General features: G+C 28.6%; 18 protein-coding genes. 1 reads left to right on the top strand and 17 read right to left on the bottom strand.

Going from position 1 to position 19,423, the window contains the following annotated elements; translation table 11 throughout:
* Positions 1–5 precede the first annotated feature (5 nt).
* The 7 genes from leuS to yajC all read right to left on the bottom strand — a co-directional run bounded on the left by leuS (position 6) and on the right by yajC (position 7,542).
* Positions 6–2,471: a leucine--tRNA ligase gene (gene leuS / locus APAC_RS02135; RefSeq protein ID WP_130232547.1), complete on the bottom strand. Its 2,466-nt coding sequence runs from the start codon at positions 2,469–2,471 to the stop codon at positions 6–8.
* Positions 2,471–2,815 (bottom strand): DUF6394 family protein, encoded by a 345-nt coding sequence (locus APAC_RS02130; RefSeq protein ID WP_130232546.1) that lies wholly within the window; start codon positions 2,813–2,815, stop codon positions 2,471–2,473. The genes leuS and APAC_RS02130 overlap by 1 nt, the downstream gene beginning before the upstream one ends.
* Positions 2,816–2,900: 85 nt before the next feature.
* Positions 2,901–3,395, bottom strand: a complete 495-nt coding sequence (locus APAC_RS02125) for a hypothetical protein (protein ID WP_130232545.1) — start codon at positions 3,393–3,395, stop codon at positions 2,901–2,903.
* A 141-nt stretch (positions 3,396–3,536) separates the two neighbouring features.
* A complete protein-coding gene (locus APAC_RS02120; protein ID WP_130232544.1) occupies positions 3,537–4,448 on the bottom strand; it encodes a hypothetical protein in 912 nt (303 codons plus the stop codon).
* 214 nt (positions 4,449–4,662) lie between these two features.
* Complete coding sequence (gene secF, locus APAC_RS02115) at positions 4,663–5,631, bottom strand: protein translocase subunit SecF (RefSeq protein WP_130232543.1); 969 nt, start codon at positions 5,629–5,631, stop codon at positions 4,663–4,665.
* Complete coding sequence (secD, locus tag APAC_RS02110; RefSeq protein ID WP_130232542.1) at positions 5,631–7,199, bottom strand: protein translocase subunit SecD; 1,569 nt, start codon at positions 7,197–7,199, stop codon at positions 5,631–5,633. The genes secF and secD overlap by 1 nt, the downstream gene beginning before the upstream one ends.
* A gap of 67 nt (positions 7,200–7,266) precedes the next feature.
* Positions 7,267–7,542 carry a preprotein translocase subunit YajC gene (yajC, locus tag APAC_RS02105; RefSeq protein ID WP_130232541.1) on the bottom strand — a complete coding sequence of 92 codons (276 nt, stop codon included), beginning with the start codon at positions 7,540–7,542 and terminating at the stop codon, positions 7,267–7,269.
* 28 nt (positions 7,543–7,570) lie between these two features.
* On the opposite strand from yajC, the gene APAC_RS02100 reads away from it, so the two are divergent.
* On the top strand, positions 7,571–8,803 hold the full coding sequence (locus APAC_RS02100; RefSeq protein ID WP_130232540.1) for an apolipoprotein N-acyltransferase: 1,233 nt from the start codon (positions 7,571–7,573) through the stop codon (positions 8,801–8,803).
* Here the strand turns inward: APAC_RS02100 and APAC_RS02095 are convergent.
* Genes APAC_RS02095 through APAC_RS02050 form a run of 10 tightly spaced genes read right to left on the bottom strand, consistent with a single transcriptional unit; the run spans position 8,800 to position 19,386 of the window.
* A complete protein-coding gene (locus APAC_RS02095) occupies positions 8,800–10,599 on the bottom strand; it encodes an Lnb N-terminal periplasmic domain-containing protein (protein WP_228255934.1) in 1,800 nt (599 codons plus the stop codon). The genes APAC_RS02100 and APAC_RS02095 overlap by 4 nt on opposite strands.
* Positions 10,583–11,029 (bottom strand): DUF3015 family protein, encoded by a 447-nt coding sequence (locus tag APAC_RS02090; RefSeq protein WP_130232538.1) that lies wholly within the window; start codon positions 11,027–11,029, stop codon positions 10,583–10,585. Before APAC_RS02090 ends, APAC_RS02095 begins: the two co-directional genes overlap by 17 nt.
* Positions 11,030–11,087: 58 nt before the next feature.
* Positions 11,088–12,488 carry a CCA tRNA nucleotidyltransferase gene (locus APAC_RS02085; RefSeq protein ID WP_130232537.1) on the bottom strand — a complete coding sequence of 467 codons (1,401 nt, stop codon included), beginning with the start codon at positions 12,486–12,488 and terminating at the stop codon, positions 11,088–11,090.
* Entirely contained in the window at positions 12,463–13,266 is an 804-nt protein-coding gene (locus tag APAC_RS02080) for a mechanosensitive ion channel family protein (protein ID WP_130232536.1), read from the bottom strand. Before APAC_RS02080 ends, APAC_RS02085 begins: the two co-directional genes overlap by 26 nt.
* Before the next feature lie 52 nt (positions 13,267–13,318).
* Positions 13,319–15,025, bottom strand: coding sequence for a proline--tRNA ligase (locus APAC_RS02075; RefSeq protein ID WP_130232535.1), 1,707 nt, complete (start codon positions 15,023–15,025; stop codon positions 13,319–13,321).
* An 18-nt stretch (positions 15,026–15,043) separates the two neighbouring features.
* Positions 15,044–16,339 carry a glutamyl-tRNA reductase gene (gene hemA, locus APAC_RS02070; RefSeq protein ID WP_130232534.1) on the bottom strand — a complete coding sequence of 432 codons (1,296 nt, stop codon included), beginning with the start codon at positions 16,337–16,339 and terminating at the stop codon, positions 15,044–15,046.
* A 3-nt stretch (positions 16,340–16,342) separates the two neighbouring features.
* On the bottom strand, positions 16,343–17,242 hold the full coding sequence (locus APAC_RS02065; RefSeq protein WP_130232533.1) for a polyprenyl synthetase family protein: 900 nt from the start codon (positions 17,240–17,242) through the stop codon (positions 16,343–16,345).
* A gap of 9 nt (positions 17,243–17,251) precedes the next feature.
* The gene (locus APAC_RS02060) at positions 17,252–17,554 is read right to left on the bottom strand and encodes a DUF2018 family protein (protein WP_130232532.1); all 303 of its coding nucleotides are present in this window, start codon (positions 17,552–17,554) and stop codon (positions 17,252–17,254) included.
* Between the two features lie 27 nt (positions 17,555–17,581).
* On the bottom strand, positions 17,582–18,877 hold the full coding sequence (gene hisD / locus APAC_RS02055) for a histidinol dehydrogenase (RefSeq protein WP_130232531.1): 1,296 nt from the start codon (positions 18,875–18,877) through the stop codon (positions 17,582–17,584).
* Complete coding sequence (locus tag APAC_RS02050; RefSeq protein WP_228255933.1) at positions 18,877–19,386, bottom strand: shikimate kinase; 510 nt, start codon at positions 19,384–19,386, stop codon at positions 18,877–18,879. The genes hisD and APAC_RS02050 overlap by 1 nt, the downstream gene beginning before the upstream one ends.
* Between the last annotated feature and the right edge of the window lie 37 nt (positions 19,387–19,423).

Genomic DNA, 19,423 nt, shown 5'->3' with positions numbered 1-19,423 from the left:
ATCTTTTATCCTTTAACTACTAAATTTACTAATTTATTTGGTACAACAATCTCTTTGATGATTTCTTTACCATCAATCCATTTTGCACCAACTTCTTTAGCCATCGCTAAAATCTCATCTTTTGAAGCACTTGGGCTTACTTCAATTTCACATCTTTTTTTACCATTAATTGTAACAGCTAAAGAGATTGAATCTAAAGTAAATACTTCTTCTTTAATTTCTAATTTTTCACCAAAGTTTTCAAGATTGAATAACTCTTTTGAAAGTTCCCAACAAGTATGAGGAATAATTGGTTCTAAAATATTTGTTAAAACATAGTAACCTTCAGCCCATACTAATTCATTTTTTTGTGTTTGAAGAGCATTTAAAGCTTCCATACATGATGCAATTAAAGTATTAAATGTATACGTTTTAGTAAATACCTCATTAGATTTTTCTAAAGCTTCATATACTTTCTTTCTTGCATCTTTTTCATCTTTATCTAATGATGAATGGTCAATATTTTTAAAGTTAGCTACTGCTTCATTTGTAACATTAGCTGACCTTTCAAAAAATCTTTTTATAAATCTAAATGAACCATCAACAGCAGAATCATTCCACTCTAACTCTTTTGTAGGAGGAGCAGCAAATAAAATAAATAATCTAGCTGTGTCAGCTCCATATTTCTCAACAATTAAGTCAGGATCTACTACATTTCCTTTTGATTTACTCATCTTAGCACCATCTTTAAGTACCATACCTTGAGTAAGTAACCTTTTAAATGGCTCAGTTGATTCAGTATAACCTAAATCTCTTAGTACTTTTGTAAAGAATCTTGCATAAAGTAAGTGTAAAATTGCATGTTCTATTCCACCAATATATTGGTCAACATCCATCCAGTATTTACTATCTTCTTTTGAAATACCAACATCATTCCATTTTTTATGGTCAGTTGCGTATCTTAAGAAGTACCAAGAAGATTGAACAAATGTATCTAAAGTATCAGTTTCTCTAGTTGCTGGTTTACCACATTTAGGACAATTAGTATGTTTCCAAGTTGGATGAGAATCTAAAGGATTCCCTTCACCTGTAATTTCTACATCTTCTGGAAGTGCAATTGGTAGATTCTCAGTTTTTTCAGGAACTAATCCACAATCATCACAATGTACAAATGGAATAGGTGCTCCCCAATATCTTTGTCTTGAAACTCCCCAATCTCTAAGTTTAAAATTGATTTTTTTAACACCATAAGAGTTTTGCTCAAAATGATACATAATTGCTTTTTTAGCTTTTGTATTTTGAAGACCAGTAAAGCTTTCAGAGTTGATTAATTCACCCTCACCTGTATATGCTTCTGTTGGATTTTCTATTAACCCTTCAGGTCCAGATATAACTTGTTTAATTGGTAAATCATATTTCTTAGCAAATTCAAAATCTCTTTGGTCGTGAGCTGGTACTGCCATAACAGCACCTCCACCATAAGAGCTTAATACAAAGTTTGCAACCCATACAGGAATTTTTTCACCAGTTAAAGGATGTACAACATCAATTTCTAAAGAAATACCTTCTTTTTCTTGTGTTGCTCTATCTCTTTCACTAACTTTTTGCATCTCTTTAATTGCATTAATTTTCTTTTGAGGTAAAAGATTGTGCTCTACAATATATTTTACAATTGGATGTTCTGGAGCAAGTGCAGAATAAGAAACCCCGTAAATAGTATCTGGTCTAGTTGTAAATACTAAATATTTAGTAAATTGTCTATCAAGTTTCATTCTTGAATCATAATCAATTTGGAACTTAAATTCTAAACCTTCACTTCTACCAATCCAATTTTCTTGCATAGTTAAAACTTGGCTTGGCCAATCATTTTCTAAAAGTTTTAAATCATCTAATAATTCTTGTGCATACTTTGTAATACCAATGTAGTAACCAGGCATCTCTTTTTGAACTACCTCTGTACCACATCTCCAACAACAACCCTCTTCTAATTGTTCATTTGCAAGAACAGTTAAATCATGTGGACACCAGTTTACAGTCGTAGACTTTCTATATAAAAGCCCCTCTTCAAACATTTTGATAATAAACTCTTGTTCCCATTTTGTATATAATTCATCACTTGTTGCAAACTCTTGATTTTCACTAAAAGAAAGACCTAATGCTCTTAGTTCATCTCTCATATAATCAATATTTTCATAAGTCCATTTTTTTGGATGAAGTTTATTTTTTATTGCTGCATTCTCAGCAGGCATTCCAAAACTATCCCAACCAATTGGGTGTAAAACATTGTAGTTTGATTTTCTAAAGTGTCTAGCGAATGCATCACCTAAACAGTAGTTTCTAACATGTCCCATGTGAATTCTACCACTTGGGTATGGAAACATACTTAAGATATATTTTTTCTCTTTTGATTGATCATCACTAGGTTCAAAAGATTGATTTTCACTCCAGTAGTTTTGCCATTTTTGCTCAATCTCTTTTGAATTATATTCCATTAAAATTCTTCCTTATCTTGACTTTTTGCACTTTCTATTAATGCTAATGCAATTGAGAACACATTTGCTACAACTGCTCCAATTGCTAATGAAATTGCTAATGGTAGGTCATTTGTAAATGTTAATACCATAAATGCAGGGATTAAGTGTAAATCTGCAACTAACGAACTTGCAAGAAGTTCTGCAGCTAATAAGTTTCTAACACCAAGTTTTAAAACTGTTGATATAATATTTACCCCAGCAGCTACGAATAGTGCAATTTCGTTTGGCTCGTATAAAAATCCAGCTGTTGTTGTAAGAGACATTAGTGAAAAGAAAATATAGGTTACTTTACCCCAATCCATAGTTATCCTTTTATTTTATGCATTATAAATGGCAGATATTTTAGCCAAATATAACTGAATACTTACTTGTTTAGGGTGAGTTCACTTAGGTATTACTTTTTCGATTTTTAAATGCTATCAACAATTTATATATCAAGTATAAAATTATAACTTTCAATAAAACTTGCACAACTAAATATATGCCAAAGCCATCAATATATAATTCTGTAGGATTTAGATTGTGTAAAAGTAAATTAAAAGTTAAATCATTTGTAAATAAAAAATAGATACAAACCCAAATATAAATTGTAAAAAGTAAAAATCTCTCTTTATTCATAAAAATAAAATTATATAAACTATACCATATAAATAAAACTAATAAGATAGCTATTGATATTTCTTTAAATAAAGTATTTGTAATTGGCTCTACAAAGTTTTGTGCTTTTTCAACTAAATTGTATTCTAAAATCGAAGATATTAGTTCAAAAATAAAAATCCAATTAAGAGCTAAGAGCCAATTTTTACCATGATTAGAAGTTACAAAATCAAATTTATATTTAATCTTTCTAAATAGGTTTTTATTATTGCTAGAAGTATTCATAATTTCTCCTAGAGATTAGATTTTTTGTTTAAATCTCTTTGATATAATTAATATTCTATAGCAAAAAATTTTATATATAACTAAAAAGATAGAGTTATTTTCAATAGAAAAGAGAAGTAAAGTCCTAATACAAATATTATGCTAAATAAATTCATAGCCTATCTCTTTTTTTAGGTGTATTTTGTTTTGAATATTTTTACAAATCTCAAGGAATACTCTTTCTAAAGGCTGATGAGATTGATTAGAAATAATAACAATTCTATCATCTAAATTCTTTATCTCATTATTTGCTGAAGTTAATACAATTTTTTTTACATTAGAATTAACAAGTTCTTTTAAATATAGCTCAGACTTATTTTGATTATCCATAATAATTGAAACATCAAATTGCTTTTCTAAAACTTTAGAGATACTCTTCTCTTCATTTAATAATACTATTTCATCAAGATGCTTAACTCTTTTAAAATTACCACCCCTTATATCACTCAAACAAATTTGCCATCCTAATAAATCTGCTGTTTTGACTAATTCAACACTTCCTTTAGCTGTACCTAAAAGTAATAACTTTATTGGAAAATTAATTTTTTCATAAAAAATATTTTTATTACCAGTGAATGAATTGTTTTCCTCATCTAATACTGGTATGAAAGCGTGTGCACCAGAGTGCTTAATAGATCTTACTAAAGTTGTATTAACTCTTTTAATTGCGTTTTTTAAAGCTTCTCCTAAATATCCATAATCATTTTTTGCAAAAAATGGCTCAGCCCAGCATTCCATGTCAAATAACTCATTCCATTTAGTTTTATTAATATTAAATTTAATTAGTTTTCCTTTTTTTTCTTTGAAAAACTCTTTACTATGAATTAAAATAAAATTCTTTAATTCTTCACTAAATTCAAATCCAATAGAATCTCCATTTGAGTTGATAAACATATTTTTAATACTATGCTTTAAACCTTTATTATCTTCTTTTAGAATATTCACGCAAATAATATCTGCATTTATAACTTTAGATTTTTGTAAAAACTTAATATATTTTTTATTTTGGAACATTTTATCATTATCCTAATTATTTTAAATTGGCGTATTATAAAATAAATTTATAGCCCTCGTGTAGCCCAAAAATAGCCTATTTATAGCGTATATTTTTTATACAGCTGAATGTTGATTCATATGTTTATATTTAAAAGATTTGCAGTTTAAATAAAAAAAGGGAAGAAAGTAAAAACCTTCTTCCCTTTTGTAAGTAATTAATATACTAAGTATTTTATACTGTACCTTGCTCGTACATAGCTCTCATTTTTTCTTTCTCTTTTTGTCTTTTTAACTTTTCAGCCTCTTTAGCTTTAAAGTTAGCAATTGAGAATTTTAACTGAACTAAGAATGATGCTGCAATAAAAATAGATGAATAAGTACCAACTACAATACCTACAAGCATTGTAAAGGCAAATCCATGAATAATCTCTCCACCAAATAAGAACAGAGTAATAACAACAAAGAATGTTGTTAATGATGTAAGAGTAGTTCTAGATAAAGTTTTACTTACTGATTCATTTACTACTTTATCAAGAATAGACTCTTTTGATATTTGAACACCTTCTCTAATTCTATCAAATACGATAATAGTATCGTTTAGTGAATATCCTAAGATTGTAAGAATAGCTGCTAAAATATCTAAGTTCACTTCGATATTAAATAGAGATATTGCTCCAAGTGCAATAGTAACATCATGTGCTAAAGCTAAGATAGAAGCAACAGCAAATCTCCATTCAAATCTAAATGATACATAGATTAGAATAACTACTAAAGATAATCCTAAAGCCATTAAACCTTTTTCTCTAAGCTCTCCACCAACTTTAGGTCCAACCATATCAACTCTTCTAACTTCAAAGTTTCCTGTTGAATCTAAAAGCTTATGCATTTCATCGCCAATGTCATTGGCTAAATTACTTGAACTTCCTTTGATTCTAATAACTACTTCTTGGGGACTTCCAAACTCAGTTATTGTAGAGTTTTCATATTTTGTTCCCTCTAAAGTATTTCTGATTTTCTCAATTGGTGCTTTTTGTTCATATTGAACTTGAACTACTGTACCACCAGCGAAATCAATACCAAAGTTTAAACCTTTTGTAAAAAGTAAAACAATTGAAGCTATAACTAATAATCCAGACAATCCTAAAAAAGGAAGTCTTTTTGACATAAAGTCAAATACTTTATCTATTTTAAAAAATTCCATTATTTAACTCCAAACCATTTTTTCTTATCTTTACTTTGCATAATTTTTGGTAATAATGCTTCATAAATACCATGAGTTCCTAATATTGCTGTTAACATAGATGCTAAAATACCAATAGAAATAGTTACAGCGAATCCTTTAATTGGTCCTGTTCCGTAAGCATATAAAATAACAGCAACTAATAATGTTGTAATATTTGCATCTAAAATAGCTCTCATTGCATTTGAGTAACCATCTTCAATTGCTTTTGGAATTGACATACCTTCTCTTAGGAGTTCTCTAATTCTTTCACTAATAATAACATTGGCATCAACTGCCATACCAACAGTAAGTACGATACCTGCCATACCAGGAAGTGTTAAAGTTGCACCAAACATCGCCATAACAGCAATAATAATAAAGATATTAGTAACAAGTGCAATATTAGCAATGATTCCAGCACGTTTATAGTAAATAATCATAAAAATAAATACTAAAACAAAACCAGAAATAAGTGCAATCATTGAAGCTTTAATAGAATCAGCACCTAAACTTGGTCCTACACTTCTTTTTTCTAATAATTTAACAGAAGCAGGCAGTGCTCCACTTCTTAGGGCAATTGCAACATTTCCAGCTTCTGCAACTGTAAAGCCACCAGAAATTTGTCCACTTCCTCCACCAATTCTCTCTCTAATATTAGGTGCAGAATAAACTTTTCCATCTAAAACAACAGCTAGTCTTTTACCAACACTTTTAGCTGTAAAATCCCCAAAAATTCTTGCTCCACTTGAGTTTAATGTAAAGTTAATAATCGGTTGATTAGCTTGATCAAAAGCCACTTGTGCATCAATAATTTGACTACCATTTAAAATTGGAATCTCTTTAACTAAGTATTTTGTACTAGCATCGTTTGTGTCTTCTAATATGATATTCCCATATTGTGCAGCTTGAGATGCAGTCATTGTATATACTTGATCAGCTCTTTCTTCATCAACTGCCATAAGCTCTAAATTAGCTGGCTTTGAGATAAGTTCTCTAGCAGCTTTTTCATCTTCAGCAGTTTTAATACCTGGAAGTTGAACAACAATATCAGTATCACCTTGTCTTGTAACACTTGGTTCTGATAATCCAAATTGGTCAAGTCTATTTCTAATAGTTTCAACAACTTGACTAACTGCAAAATCTTTTGTTTTTTCAATATCTTCAGCAGTTAAAGTTAAAATATAATCTTGATCATTTTTATTAACTTCTAAACCAGTTATTGATGTATTTAACATCTCATCCATTTTAGGCATTTCATCAACATCTAAAACAGTAAATGTAACACTGTCTTCGTTTATTGACAATGCATCTATTAAAATCTCTTCATCATCAGCAAAATATTTTATTGAAGATGCAATAGATTTGATTTTAGCAGTTACAGCTTCATGTGTATTTACACCTAAAAGCATGTGTAATCCACCTTGTAAATCAAGTCCTAGAGAAATTTTTTTACCAGTATCAGTTTGCATAAGTGAAGGGATAGAGAAAAATATACCAAATACAATACTTAATGCAAATATTATGAATCTATAATTAAAGATTTTCAATCTTAATCCTTAGTAGGTTATTTGAGGTATAAAACATGTAAGAATCTTACATGTCTTAAATAGTTTTTTAGTCTTCTAAAAGCTTAGCTACAAACTCTTTCATAAGTTTCATCTCAGAGTTATCATTGTTTTTAATCACTAGATATGTCTCTTCAACTTTTGCAACTTCAACGATTAAGCCACCATTTGTTACAATTTTGTCACCTTTTTTTAAATTAGCAACCATTTCTTTATGAGCTTTCGCTTGTTTTTGTTGTGGTCTAATAATTAAAAAATAGAATATTGCAAATAATGCAACAAGAGGTAGTAATGAGCTTATTAAATCAGCGCTTGAACCTTCCATCAAATTTCCTTTTAAAAAGTAGTCTATTATGTTTTTAGCAAAACGCGAACATTCTAACAAAAACTTTATAATAAAAGGCTTGATTACAGCCATTTTATTTAGTTCATTTATTTACTTAAACTATTTTGGTGTAGAAATAAAAATTATTGATACAATATTTGCTATCTCAGCATTTTATTTAATACTAACAATTCCTAAAAAAGCACTATTTTTCACAGGTTTTTTTATTGGTGTCTTTTGGTGTTACTGGATGGCTGTTAGTTTAAAATATTATGAGTTAGTTTACTTAACACCCATTCTTTTAATAGGTGTTGGATTAGTTTATGGAATAATTTTTTATCTATTTGCACTTTATGATAAAGCCTTATTTAGAGCTTTAGCACTTTTTGGATTTAGTTTTTTAATTCCCTTTGGATTTAATTGGATTAAACCTGAATTGCTGTTTATAAACTCTTATATTGGAACATCAAAAATTGATTTAGCCTTAATTTTAATAGGGCTTTTTTTAATTATTAAATTAAAAAGATTAAAAATAATTGGGATTGTGCCTTTAATTTTTGCTATTTCATTACCAAAAGGTGATTTTATAGATAATCCAAACTTAAAAATAGCAATGCCTCAAATGAATATTCAACAAAATCTAAAATGGGAAAAAGATTACAGGGAAATATTAATAGAGAAAAACTTTGAACTAATTGCAAAAGCAGTCGAAGAGAATAAGGATTTAATAGTTTTACCAGAAACATCTTTTGCTACTGCATTAAATCTTGATGCTCAAACTATGGAAAGATTAAATAGTTTTTCTTATGATATTGATATTATTACAGGTGCTTTATATCTTGAAGGTGAGAAAATTTATAATGCAACTTATCATATCTCAAATGGTCATGTAAAAATTGCAAAAAAAGTAGTTTTAGTTCCATTTGGAGAAGAAATACCTCTTCCTAAATTTTTTGTTGATTTAATTAATGATGTTTTTTATGGAGGAGCTAGTGATTATTCAAAAGCATCTACTCCTACAGATTTTATAGTTAAAGATATAAAGTTTAGAAATGCTATTTGTTATGAAGCAACAACTGATGAGATATTTAAAGATTTAAATGACACAAAATATATGATTGCAACTTCAAACAATGCTTGGTTTACTCCATCAATTGAACCAACACTGCAGTCTTTGCTTTTAAAATACTATTCTAAAAAATATAGAGTGACAATTTTCCATGTGGTAAATGGAAGTAAAAATGAGATATTTAGACCCTAAAAATAGTAAAATAAACCAAATGATAATTTATCTCGTTTTTCATGTAAATTATCATTTGTGTAATTTAGATTAACAGAAGTATTTCTTAAAAATTTATATGTAAGAAAGGTTTCAAATTCTTTGTTTGTAATACTTTTATTATATTTATCATAAGAGTATTTTAATCCAAGTTTATAGTTATCAAATCTATTTGAAACTAATCCAATATTCCCACCTAAAGAAGCCAGTGTATCATGGGACTTAGTATAAAGTTTTGAATTTAACATTATATATAAATATTCAACATCATTTGAATATGTTACTCCAAATTCAGGAGATATGTTTAAATAATCTGAATTATCTTTAAAACGTTCATAGCCTAGTTTTATTCCCCATGATAATGGTTTAAAAATTTCATCTCTTGAAGAGTATGATTTAATATCTAATATTGTAAATCTATTAATTGATACTTCATCATCTTTAGAAATTAGTCCTAAATTAAAAAAGTCTATAAATGCCCCTTCGAGATAACCATCAGAAACATCATAAATATCATTATAAGCAGGTTTTACATCTAATAATATTGAATCATCAGTTCTATATGAAATCTTCAACTTTGATGAATCATGTGAGTTTATAGGATTTTTAGGCTTTTTTATATCAAAAGTAGAGATTTTATCTAAAGAACTTCTAATCTTTAAATACTTTAAATACTCTTTTAAATATAAATCTTTAGAGATTTTATTTTGACTTCTTTGGTATCTTATATACTCTATTTTTAAATCTAAATATTTTACTTTATCTTCAAAGCTAAGATTTTCATTTAGTTTTACACTACTTTGTAAAAACTCTTCAAGATATTTTTTATTATCAATTTTATTTAAAATAAATTTCATCTTTTTCATTTTAGAATATCTATAATTTGAAGACTCAATTAAATTATTTTCATTTAATATTTTTATAGTATCAAGTGGTATTGCTTTTAAATTAAATTTATTAACTAAATCTAAATCTGGCTTTGCTATTTCAAACATCCATAAAAGATTGTAAGAACAATTTTCTAAAAAAAAGTAATAATACGCATAAGAATTAATTAATTCATAAGTGTGTAAAACAATATTTCTAATCTCTTTTTTTGTAAAAGATAAGTTATATTCCCAAATATCTCTTTGCTCTAAATTATTATATTCTTTAATTTTTTCATAATAAGGTAAGATAGAGTATCGTCCTTCATAACCACCAAATAAACCTTGATATGCAAATACTAATCCATTCTTTTCATCAGTCTGTGCAGCATAATTAATTGCATTTGATATTAAAGTTGTGTCTTCATTATCATAAACTTTCAAAAATGTGTGTCCATACATTGATGCAGGAGAATTAATGTGAGAAGAAGGGAATACAATACTAATTTTTTTTCCACCTATCTCTTTTAAATAAATATCTAAATCTTTACACTCATAGTTTTTAATTTGATTAACCAAACTTGGTATATTTTGTTTAAGCCACTCTACTCTTAAAGGAAAACGACATAACACATCATTTTTTCCTTTTACTAAAGAATCAATAGTCTCTAATAACTCTTTTTTTAAATCATTTTTTCCATTTTTAGAAACAAAAAAATTATCAGAATCTATTTCACTTATACCATTTTTATAGTGTAGAAGTTTTGACCAATAAGTATCATTATAGATTTTATTTTTATTTATATATTTGTTTAAATTTGTATTTGAAGCTTGAAGTAGATTTAAAAACAGGGCATTAAAAATTAATACTTTAATACCTTGTTTTATAGTAATATTACATATATTTAGCAATTGAATCAATCACGTTAGCTGAAGTAACATTTTCATTTGCATAAATGCTTGAGAAATTCTCTTTTAATTTTGCATTAAATGATGCTTTATCTTGAACGTTCATTAATGTAGCAACAGTATTTAATGTTTCACCTTGACCTGCTGAAATATCCATTGCTAATTCATCCATGTTTTCACCAACAAATTTTTGTAGTTTATCATTTGAAACAAAGTTTGATGGCTTATCACAATTTAGTGTTCCAGTAGTAATACCAAAAGTTTGGTTACCAGATGTACCATTTGTAGTTGCTGCTAATACTTGCATTACAACTGTACTTTGGTCTTTAATAATTACAGAACCAAGTCCACATCCAGTGTTAGGATTTACTTGTGCATTTGCTGCTGTTGTTAATAATAAAGCTGAAATTGAGCTTATTAATATTCTTTTCATTTTAACTCCTTTTAAATGATTATTATTTTATTAAAAAATAACTAAATTAATATTTTAATTAATTAAATTTTTTAGATATTTCTAAAAGTATTTCATTTTTCCCCATATGTTCATCTATTTGTAAATCAAATGCAAAATCAAGTATTTCTTTAAATTTTTTACTAGGCTTAAACCCTAGTTTAATTAAGTCTCTACCTTGAATTAATGGAAGTATAGGAGCATTATGAATTTCTAATTCTTTTGCCTTTTGTAGCAACCAATTAGTTGCTTTATAACACTTGTCTTTATCAGGTATGTCTCTTCCTAAACAATCCGCTAAACAAACCAAACAAAGATCTTCAATATTCACTTTTAGTGATAATCTTTTAACTGCTTTTTCGCTTGATTGTGCAAGATAGAGCTGAAAAGGTGCAAGGTGATTTTTTACAAGTGAGCAAACTATATCTATAAACTTTTTTTCATTTGTTAATTTAGATAAAAATGAAATTGTTGGTTCAATCCCTAAGCTTTCATGTTTGTGTGAAGTGATTCTTTCATTAATAACTTCTGTACAAAATGGCTTGCCTAAATCATGACAAAGTATTCCATAAAACAGATATAATTTTCTATATTCATCTTCTAGATTTTGTTTTTTTATTATTTTTGATAATTCATCAATAGTCATTAAAGTATGAACCCAAACATCTCCTTCTGGATGATATTCTTTATCTTGAATACATCCAATAAGGGCTTGAAGTTCTGGAAAATATTTGAGTAAACCAAACTCTCTTAACAGTTCAAACCCATATGAAGGTTTAGATGATTTTAAAAATAGTTTTTTAAACTCTTCATAAATTCTCTCTTTTGGTAAATATTTACACTCATCTGAATTAACAATCTTTTTACAAAGCTCTAAAGTTTTTTCTTCAACTTTTAAATCAAATCTTGAAGTAAACTGTACAGCTCTATAAACTCTTAAACTATCTTCTACAAAAGTTTTATCATCAATATGTCTAAGTGTTTTTGTTTTGACATCTTCTAATCCATTAAAAGGATCTAAGAACTCTTTTGACTCATAATCATATCCAATTGCATTTATTGTAAAATCTCGTCTAATAGCTGCTTCTTTAAAACTCAAATTAGCATCGCTTACAATTTCAAAATCTGTATGTGAATTACCTATTTTCTTTTCAATTCTAGGTAAAGCAAAATCAAAATCATATTCATCAACTCTTAGAGTTAACACACCAAATGATTTTCCAACTAGTTTAACATTTCCAAATTTTTGTAAAGTCTTTTCAATAGTTTCTAAGCAGTTTAAACCAAATAATTCAATATCAAAATCTTTATTTGGTATTTTAAAAAAGTAATCACGTACACAACCACCTACTAAAACTGGTTTTACACCAATTTTTAGCAGGTCATCTAGTATATTTTCTAGAACAACAGGAAGATTAATCGTTGTTGTAGTGGTGAACATCTTGTTGTGGATATGGAATAGAAATCCCCTCTTTATCAAATGTTAATTTGATATTCTCTGTTAAGTCAAATTTAACAGCCCAGTAATCAGGAGTATTAACCCAAGCTCTAACTACAAAATTAACTGATGAATCAGCAAGTTCTGAAACTGCAACAGTAACACCTTCATCAACTAAAACTCTCTCATCAGAAGTAATAATAGTATTTAAAACCTCTTTTGCTTTTTTAATATCATCATCATAACCAATACCAACAACTAAATCTACTCTTCTAGTTGGTTTTGCATTTACATTTGTAATAGTTCCCGATGTAATAGCTCCATTTGGTACAATTAAAGTTTGATTATCACCAGTTTTTAAAATAGTATTAAAAATTGAGATTTCTTCAACAGAACCACTAACTCCACCAGCATTAATAAAATCACCCACTTTAAATGGTCTAAACATAATAATCATAACACCTGAAGCAAAGTTACTTAATGAATCTTTTAAAGCTAAACCAATAGCTAAACCAGCTGCACCAAGTATTGCTAAGAATGAAGTTGTATCAACTCCAAGTTGTTCTAGTGCTGTTAAAATAACAACAATCATTAAAACATAGAAAATAATATTACTTAAAAATTTAAGTAATGTTTCATCAACTTTTCCAGTTTTTCTAGTAATTTTTACTACTAAATCAGTAAGTTTTCTAGCAACCCACTTACCAATATAAAAGATTACAATTGCAATAACAATCTTTACAGCATAATCACTAATTAAGTCAATCATAGAAGCGTCCATAAATAAGTCCTTTTTTTTAAATTGCGTGATTATAGCACAATAATCTAATAAATTATTTTAAAAGCTCTTCTATTTTTTGTACAACCTCATCAATTGCAACATCAGTTTTTTGACCTGTTTTTCTATTAGCAATTTCTACAAGTCCATCTTGCAGTTTTTTACCAACAATAATTGCATAAGGGAAACCTAATAATTCGTAATCTCCCATTTTAAATCCAAATCTCTCTTTTTTTCTATCATCAATAATAGTTTCAATTCCAGCAGATTTTAAATCTTCATAGATTTTCATTCCAGCTTCTAATTCTTCATCTTTTTTAGCATTTGAAACAATTACATCAACTTTAAAAGGAGCTGTTTCTTTTGTCCAGATACAACCTTTTTCATCATGGTTTTGCTCAATTACAGCTGCAACAAGTCTTGAAACTCCAATACCATAACATCCCATTACAAATGGTTGAGTTTTCCCATTTTCATCCAAGAAATTTGCACCCATAGCTTGTGAGTATTTAGTTCCTAATTGGAAGATATGCCCTGCTTCAATACCTTTTGTGTATGAAAGTTTTCCACCACAACAAGCACAAATATCACCCTCTTGAACAGCTACTAAATCTTTATAAACAACATTTTCTAAAGTTGTTAAATTAAAACCTTTATAGTGGTAATCAATTTCATTTGCACCAATTACAAGATTGTTATCACCTTGTAATTCATTATCAACTACTACTTGAATATCTTCTTTAATTCCTAAAATTCCACAAAATCCAGGAACTATACCTGCAGCTATAATTTCATCTTCGATTGCATCTTCAAGTTCTAAAGCATTAACTGCATTACAAGCTTTTGTCTCTTCTAATTCATCACATCCTCTTACAAAGAAAACAACGATTTCAGTTTTTTCTTCATAAACAGCTTTTTTAATTACTGCTTTCATTGAATAGTATGAATCAGTTCCTAAAAATGTATTTACTTCTTCAATAGATTTTTGACTAGGTGTATGAACCTTTTCACACTCAATTGTTTCTAACTTCTCTTTTTTATTTGCTTTTCTAGTAGCTGCTTCAATATTAGCTCCATAATCACAAGAATCACAAACAACTATTGTATCTTCACCACTATTTGCTAAAACGTGGAACTCTTTAGAACCACTTCCACCAATAGCACCACTATCAGCTTCAACAACTCTAAACTCTAATCCAAGTCTAGTATAAATTTTTTTGTAAGTCTCTTCCATATGATTGAATTCTCTTACTAAATCTTCTGCATTAGAGTGAAAAGAGTATCCATCTTTCATTAAGAACTCTCTACCTCTCATAAGACCAAATCTAGGTCTTGCTTCATCTCTAAATTTTGTATTGATTTGATATAAATGTACTGGTAAATCTCTATATGAAGTAATTCTATTTTTTACCATATTTACTACAGCTTCTTCATTTGTAGGAGATAATACATAATCACCATTTTTTCTATCTTTAAATCTTAATAGTTCATTACCCATAGTTAAAGATCTTCCAGATTCATCCCATAATGATAATGGTGTTACAAAACCAAATTGAACTTCATTAGCACCAGCTTCATCCATCTCTTCTTTTACTATAGCTCTAATTTTATCAAGAACAATTTTCCCTAATGGCATAAAATCATAAATTCCAGCACCAGTTTGAGCAATAAATCCACCTCTTATTAGATATTGGTGTGATGGTAGTGTTGCGTCATTTGGAGTCTCTTTTGTTGTTGGAATAAACATTTGTGAAAATTTCATATATAATCGTCCTATAATTTAATTTTTTGATAGATGTTCACATCTATATTTTTCGCTTAAGTCTGAATCATTTGTTAGTCCAAACATTTTTTGAATTGAACCCACTACAATATCACACTCCATATTCTGTGAAATATTTTTTAACTCTTTTGATGGAGCATGTAAATATTCAGTTATTACTGTTTGACAAAGTTTTCTAATATTCTCTTCATCTTCAGCTTTTATAAAACCTTTTTTTATGGCATTTGCCATTTTTTTCTCAATAATCTCATCAGCTTTTGTATAAAGATGTTTTACTACTGGTTCAATTTCAAGTGATTTTAACCAATCAAAAAATTCAAGTGAATTTTTACTAACAATTGAATAGGCAGTTTTAGCTTGTTCTGCCCTTAAACTCATATTTTCATTTACTATATCTTGTAAATCATCAACTGAATAAATTTGTAAATTTGGTAAATCAATATCATCAATGTCTCTAGGCACTGCTATATCAAACCAATACCTATTAAATGAAGCTTCAGGTGCATTTGAACTTGTAATAATTGGATAAGGAGCAGAAGTTGCAGTTATCATAACTGGAACTTGCCCTAAAAGTGCTGTTAAACTCTCATAAGGAGCAACATCAACATTAACTTCAAATGTATCAGCTAAATTTTGAGCTTTTTTCATATTTCTACTTGTAATAATTACATCAAAGCCTGAAGCTAACAAATGCTTAACTGTTAACTCACTCATCTCACCTGCACCTATTACAAGAGCTTTAATCCCAGTTGTATTTCCAATAATCTCTTTTGCCTTTGCAACTGCAGTTGAAGCCACTGATACTGAACCTGTACCTAAACTTGTAGCATTTCTTACATTTGCTGCACACTTAAAAGCATAGTTCATTACTCTTGTGATATTCTGAGCACAGTATCCTTTACCTTGAGAGTATCTAAAGGCATCTTTTAACTGTCCTACAATTTGCGTTTCACCAATTACTAGTGAATCAAGGGCAGATGCTACAGTAAATAAGTGATGAACTGCACCATCATTATCATAAATATCAGCTCTTTTATAAAGTTTATCAAACTCAACCCCTGAAAAATCAGAAATTTTTTGAATAATATCTTTAGAACTATTTTTTATATTTGATGACCTAGTTATTATCTCAACTCTATTACATGTTGATAAAACTACAGCTTCTTTAGTAGTATCACATGCTAATATATTTTTTAAAAATCTATCTTTTAATTCTGTGTCATTAAAAGCTAGTTTTTCTCTCATCTCAATATCAGTATTTTTATGGGAAAAACTAATTACTAAATAACTCATATATTAAAACTCTCTTTCAATCATTGCTTTCATAATCATAATTAGAGTTTCACTATTTTCTTCACCTTTTACAGCTTCAATAGCTTCATTTCCTAATTTTTTAGCTTGAGTAATTGAATCAGATAATGCATTTGTTTGAATCATCTGTTTTTTAATCCAATCAGACTCTTCTTGTGATAACTCTTTTTTGTATAAAGACTCTAATTTTTCTTTGTCTTCAACTCTTTCATGTAATAATAGATATGGAATAGTTACTTTACCTTCAACAAAATCAAGCATAGCAGGTTTCCCTAAAGTTTCACTATCTTGAGTGATATCTAAGATATCATCAATCATTTGAAAAGCAAGACCTAAATTCTTTCCATAAAGTGCATATTTCACTTCATCATGTCCTACTAAAATAGCTGCTGCTTTAGCACTAGCTTCAATTAATGAAGCAGTTTTTTTATAAATCATATCAAGATATTTATCATATGACTTATTAAAACTATTTGTTAAATCTACATCAAGCATTTCACCAATACTAAGTAATGTTACGGCATTTGATACAGTATATGCAATCTTTTTATCCATTTGAGATAATTCAGTAAAGGCTTTTGAATATAAAATATCTCCAAACATAATTGAAGTCTTATTATCATAAAGAGCATTTACTGATGGTTGCCCTCTTCTTGTATCAGCTTCATCAATTACATCATCATGTAAAAGTGATGCGGCATGAATCATTTCAACTATAGCACATAGTTTAATTGACTGCTCATTAATTCCTGCAATTTTAAGTATTAACTTACTTCTTAGCATCTTTCCTGTTGCTAATTTATCAAGTAATTCTAAACTTTTAGTATCATTACACTCAATAACAAATTGCTTTATTTGGTCTTTTACTTGTTGTAACTCTTCCACAAAAAAAACCTATGAATCTAATCTACAGATAATCTCACCAGTAAACTCTACATAAAGACCTTTTTTCATAGAATTTACTTCTTTTTCGTTATCCCATTTAAACTCTTCAACCATTTTATTAATATCAAAATCAGTTCCTTTTTCTCTTTGAACCATCATTTCTAAAACAGCTAATTTTTCAATAACTTTATCCCACTCTTCTTCTACGATATCTTGAGATGCTTCTCTACTTACATCAAAAAATTTTGATTTTGGGCTTCCCATAAAAATATCATCTTCGTCTTCTGTAAACCAATCTTTGAACGTTGACATAAATCTATTTTCCTTTTCTTTTTTCTTTTATTTATCTTCTAATCTAACTCTAACTGATTTAGCATGAGCTGTTAAACCTTCTGTATCTGCTAATAGTGCACACGCTTCACCTAACTCATCAATTGCATTTTTTGAAAAATTGATGATTGAACTTTTCTTCATAAAGTTTTCAACATTTAATGGGCTATAAAATTTAGCCGTACTTCCTGTTGGTAGTGTATGATTTGGACCTGCTATATAATCACCAATTGGCTCAGGAGTATTTTCACCTAGGAAAATTGCACCTGCGTGTTTGATGTATGGTAATAATTCAAAAGCATTTTTAGTCATTACCTCTAAGTGCTCTGGGGCGATTTCATTCATAAGCTCAATTGCTTCTTCCATATTTGAAGCAACTATAATAGCTCCTCGCTCTTCAATAGATTTTCTAGCAATTGTTTCTCTACTTAAAGTTTTTAAATACTCTTCAACTTCATTGCTAGTTAATTCAGCAATTTTATCGCAAGTTGTAATCATAATTGAACTAGCCATCTCATCATGCTCTGCTTGAGATAATAAATCAATTGCTAAGTAGTGAGGTTTTGCTGTTTCATCTGCAAGTATTCCAATTTCACTTGGACCTGCTATCATATCAATATTTACTTCACCAAATACTAATTTTTTTGCAGTAGCTACAAAGATATTTCCAGGTCCCGTAATTACATCAACTTTAGGAATAGTTTGCGTTCCATAAGCCATAGCTGCAATCGCACTAGCTCCTCCAACTTTATAAACTTTTGAAACTTTACATAAGTGACAAGCTGCAAGTAACAGTTCATTTACTTCATTTTCAGGAGTTGGAGTACATACTACGATTTCTTCAACACCAGCAACAATTGCAGGAACTGCATTCATTAAAAGAGAACTTGGATATGCTGCTTTTCCACCAGGAATATATAATCCAGCTTTATCAACTGCAGTTACTTTTTGTCCTAAAATTGTTCCATTTGATTCAAAATCTAACCATGATTTTGGCAATTGTTTTTCGTGGTATGCTTTAATTCTATCATAAGCAGTATGCAGTGCAGCTCTTAATTTATCATCAATATTTTCATAAGCTTTTTTCATATCATCTTGTGAAATTAGTAACTCTTCATCACTTTTAACTTCCCATTTATCAAACTTTTCGATGTGTCTTTTTAAAGCTTCATTACCCTCTTCTACAATTTCATCAATTATATTCATAACAATTGATGAAACACCTTTGATATCACTTTTAGCTCTTGCTAAAATTGCATCAAATTCATTCTTAAAATTTGCGTCACTTGTATTTATAATTTTCATTAAACTTGTCCTAAAATTTCTTCAACTATTAAATTTATATCTTTCTTTTCTACATCTACAATAATATCTGCAACTGCTTCATATTGAGGTGCTCTTTCATCAAAAAGCTTACTTGCAGCTTCCATATTTTGTAATAATGGTCTTTTTTTAAGTTTATTAGCAGCATTTGGCGCACTGTGAATTCTATCTAGTATTCCTTGGAAAGATGACTTTAGATAAACTACTTTTCCAATTTCATTTAGTTTTTCTTGCTTATAAAATCCACCACCTGTTGAGATGATAGTTCCTTTTACATTTTTAGCAAGCCACTTAGCAGTTTTTTTCTCTAAATTTCTAAAATATGGTTCACCTTCAAGCTCAAAAATTTTTTTAATTTTTCTATTTTCCATACTTTCAATAATATCATCAGTATCTATAGCCATCATGCCTGATTTATTAACTAACGCACGTGCTACTGTACCTTTACCAACACCCATAAAACCTATTAATATTATATTGTTCTTTTTCATAGTTAGGGATTATATCCAATTTATAGTAAATTTTTTT

The sequence above is a fragment of the Malaciobacter pacificus genome, from assembly GCF_004214795.1.
Lineage (GTDB): Bacteria > Campylobacterota > Campylobacteria > Campylobacterales > Arcobacteraceae > Malaciobacter_A > Malaciobacter_A pacificus.
The sequence above is the reverse complement of the archived record's forward strand: the minus strand, read 5'-3'. Positions and strand labels throughout refer to the sequence as shown.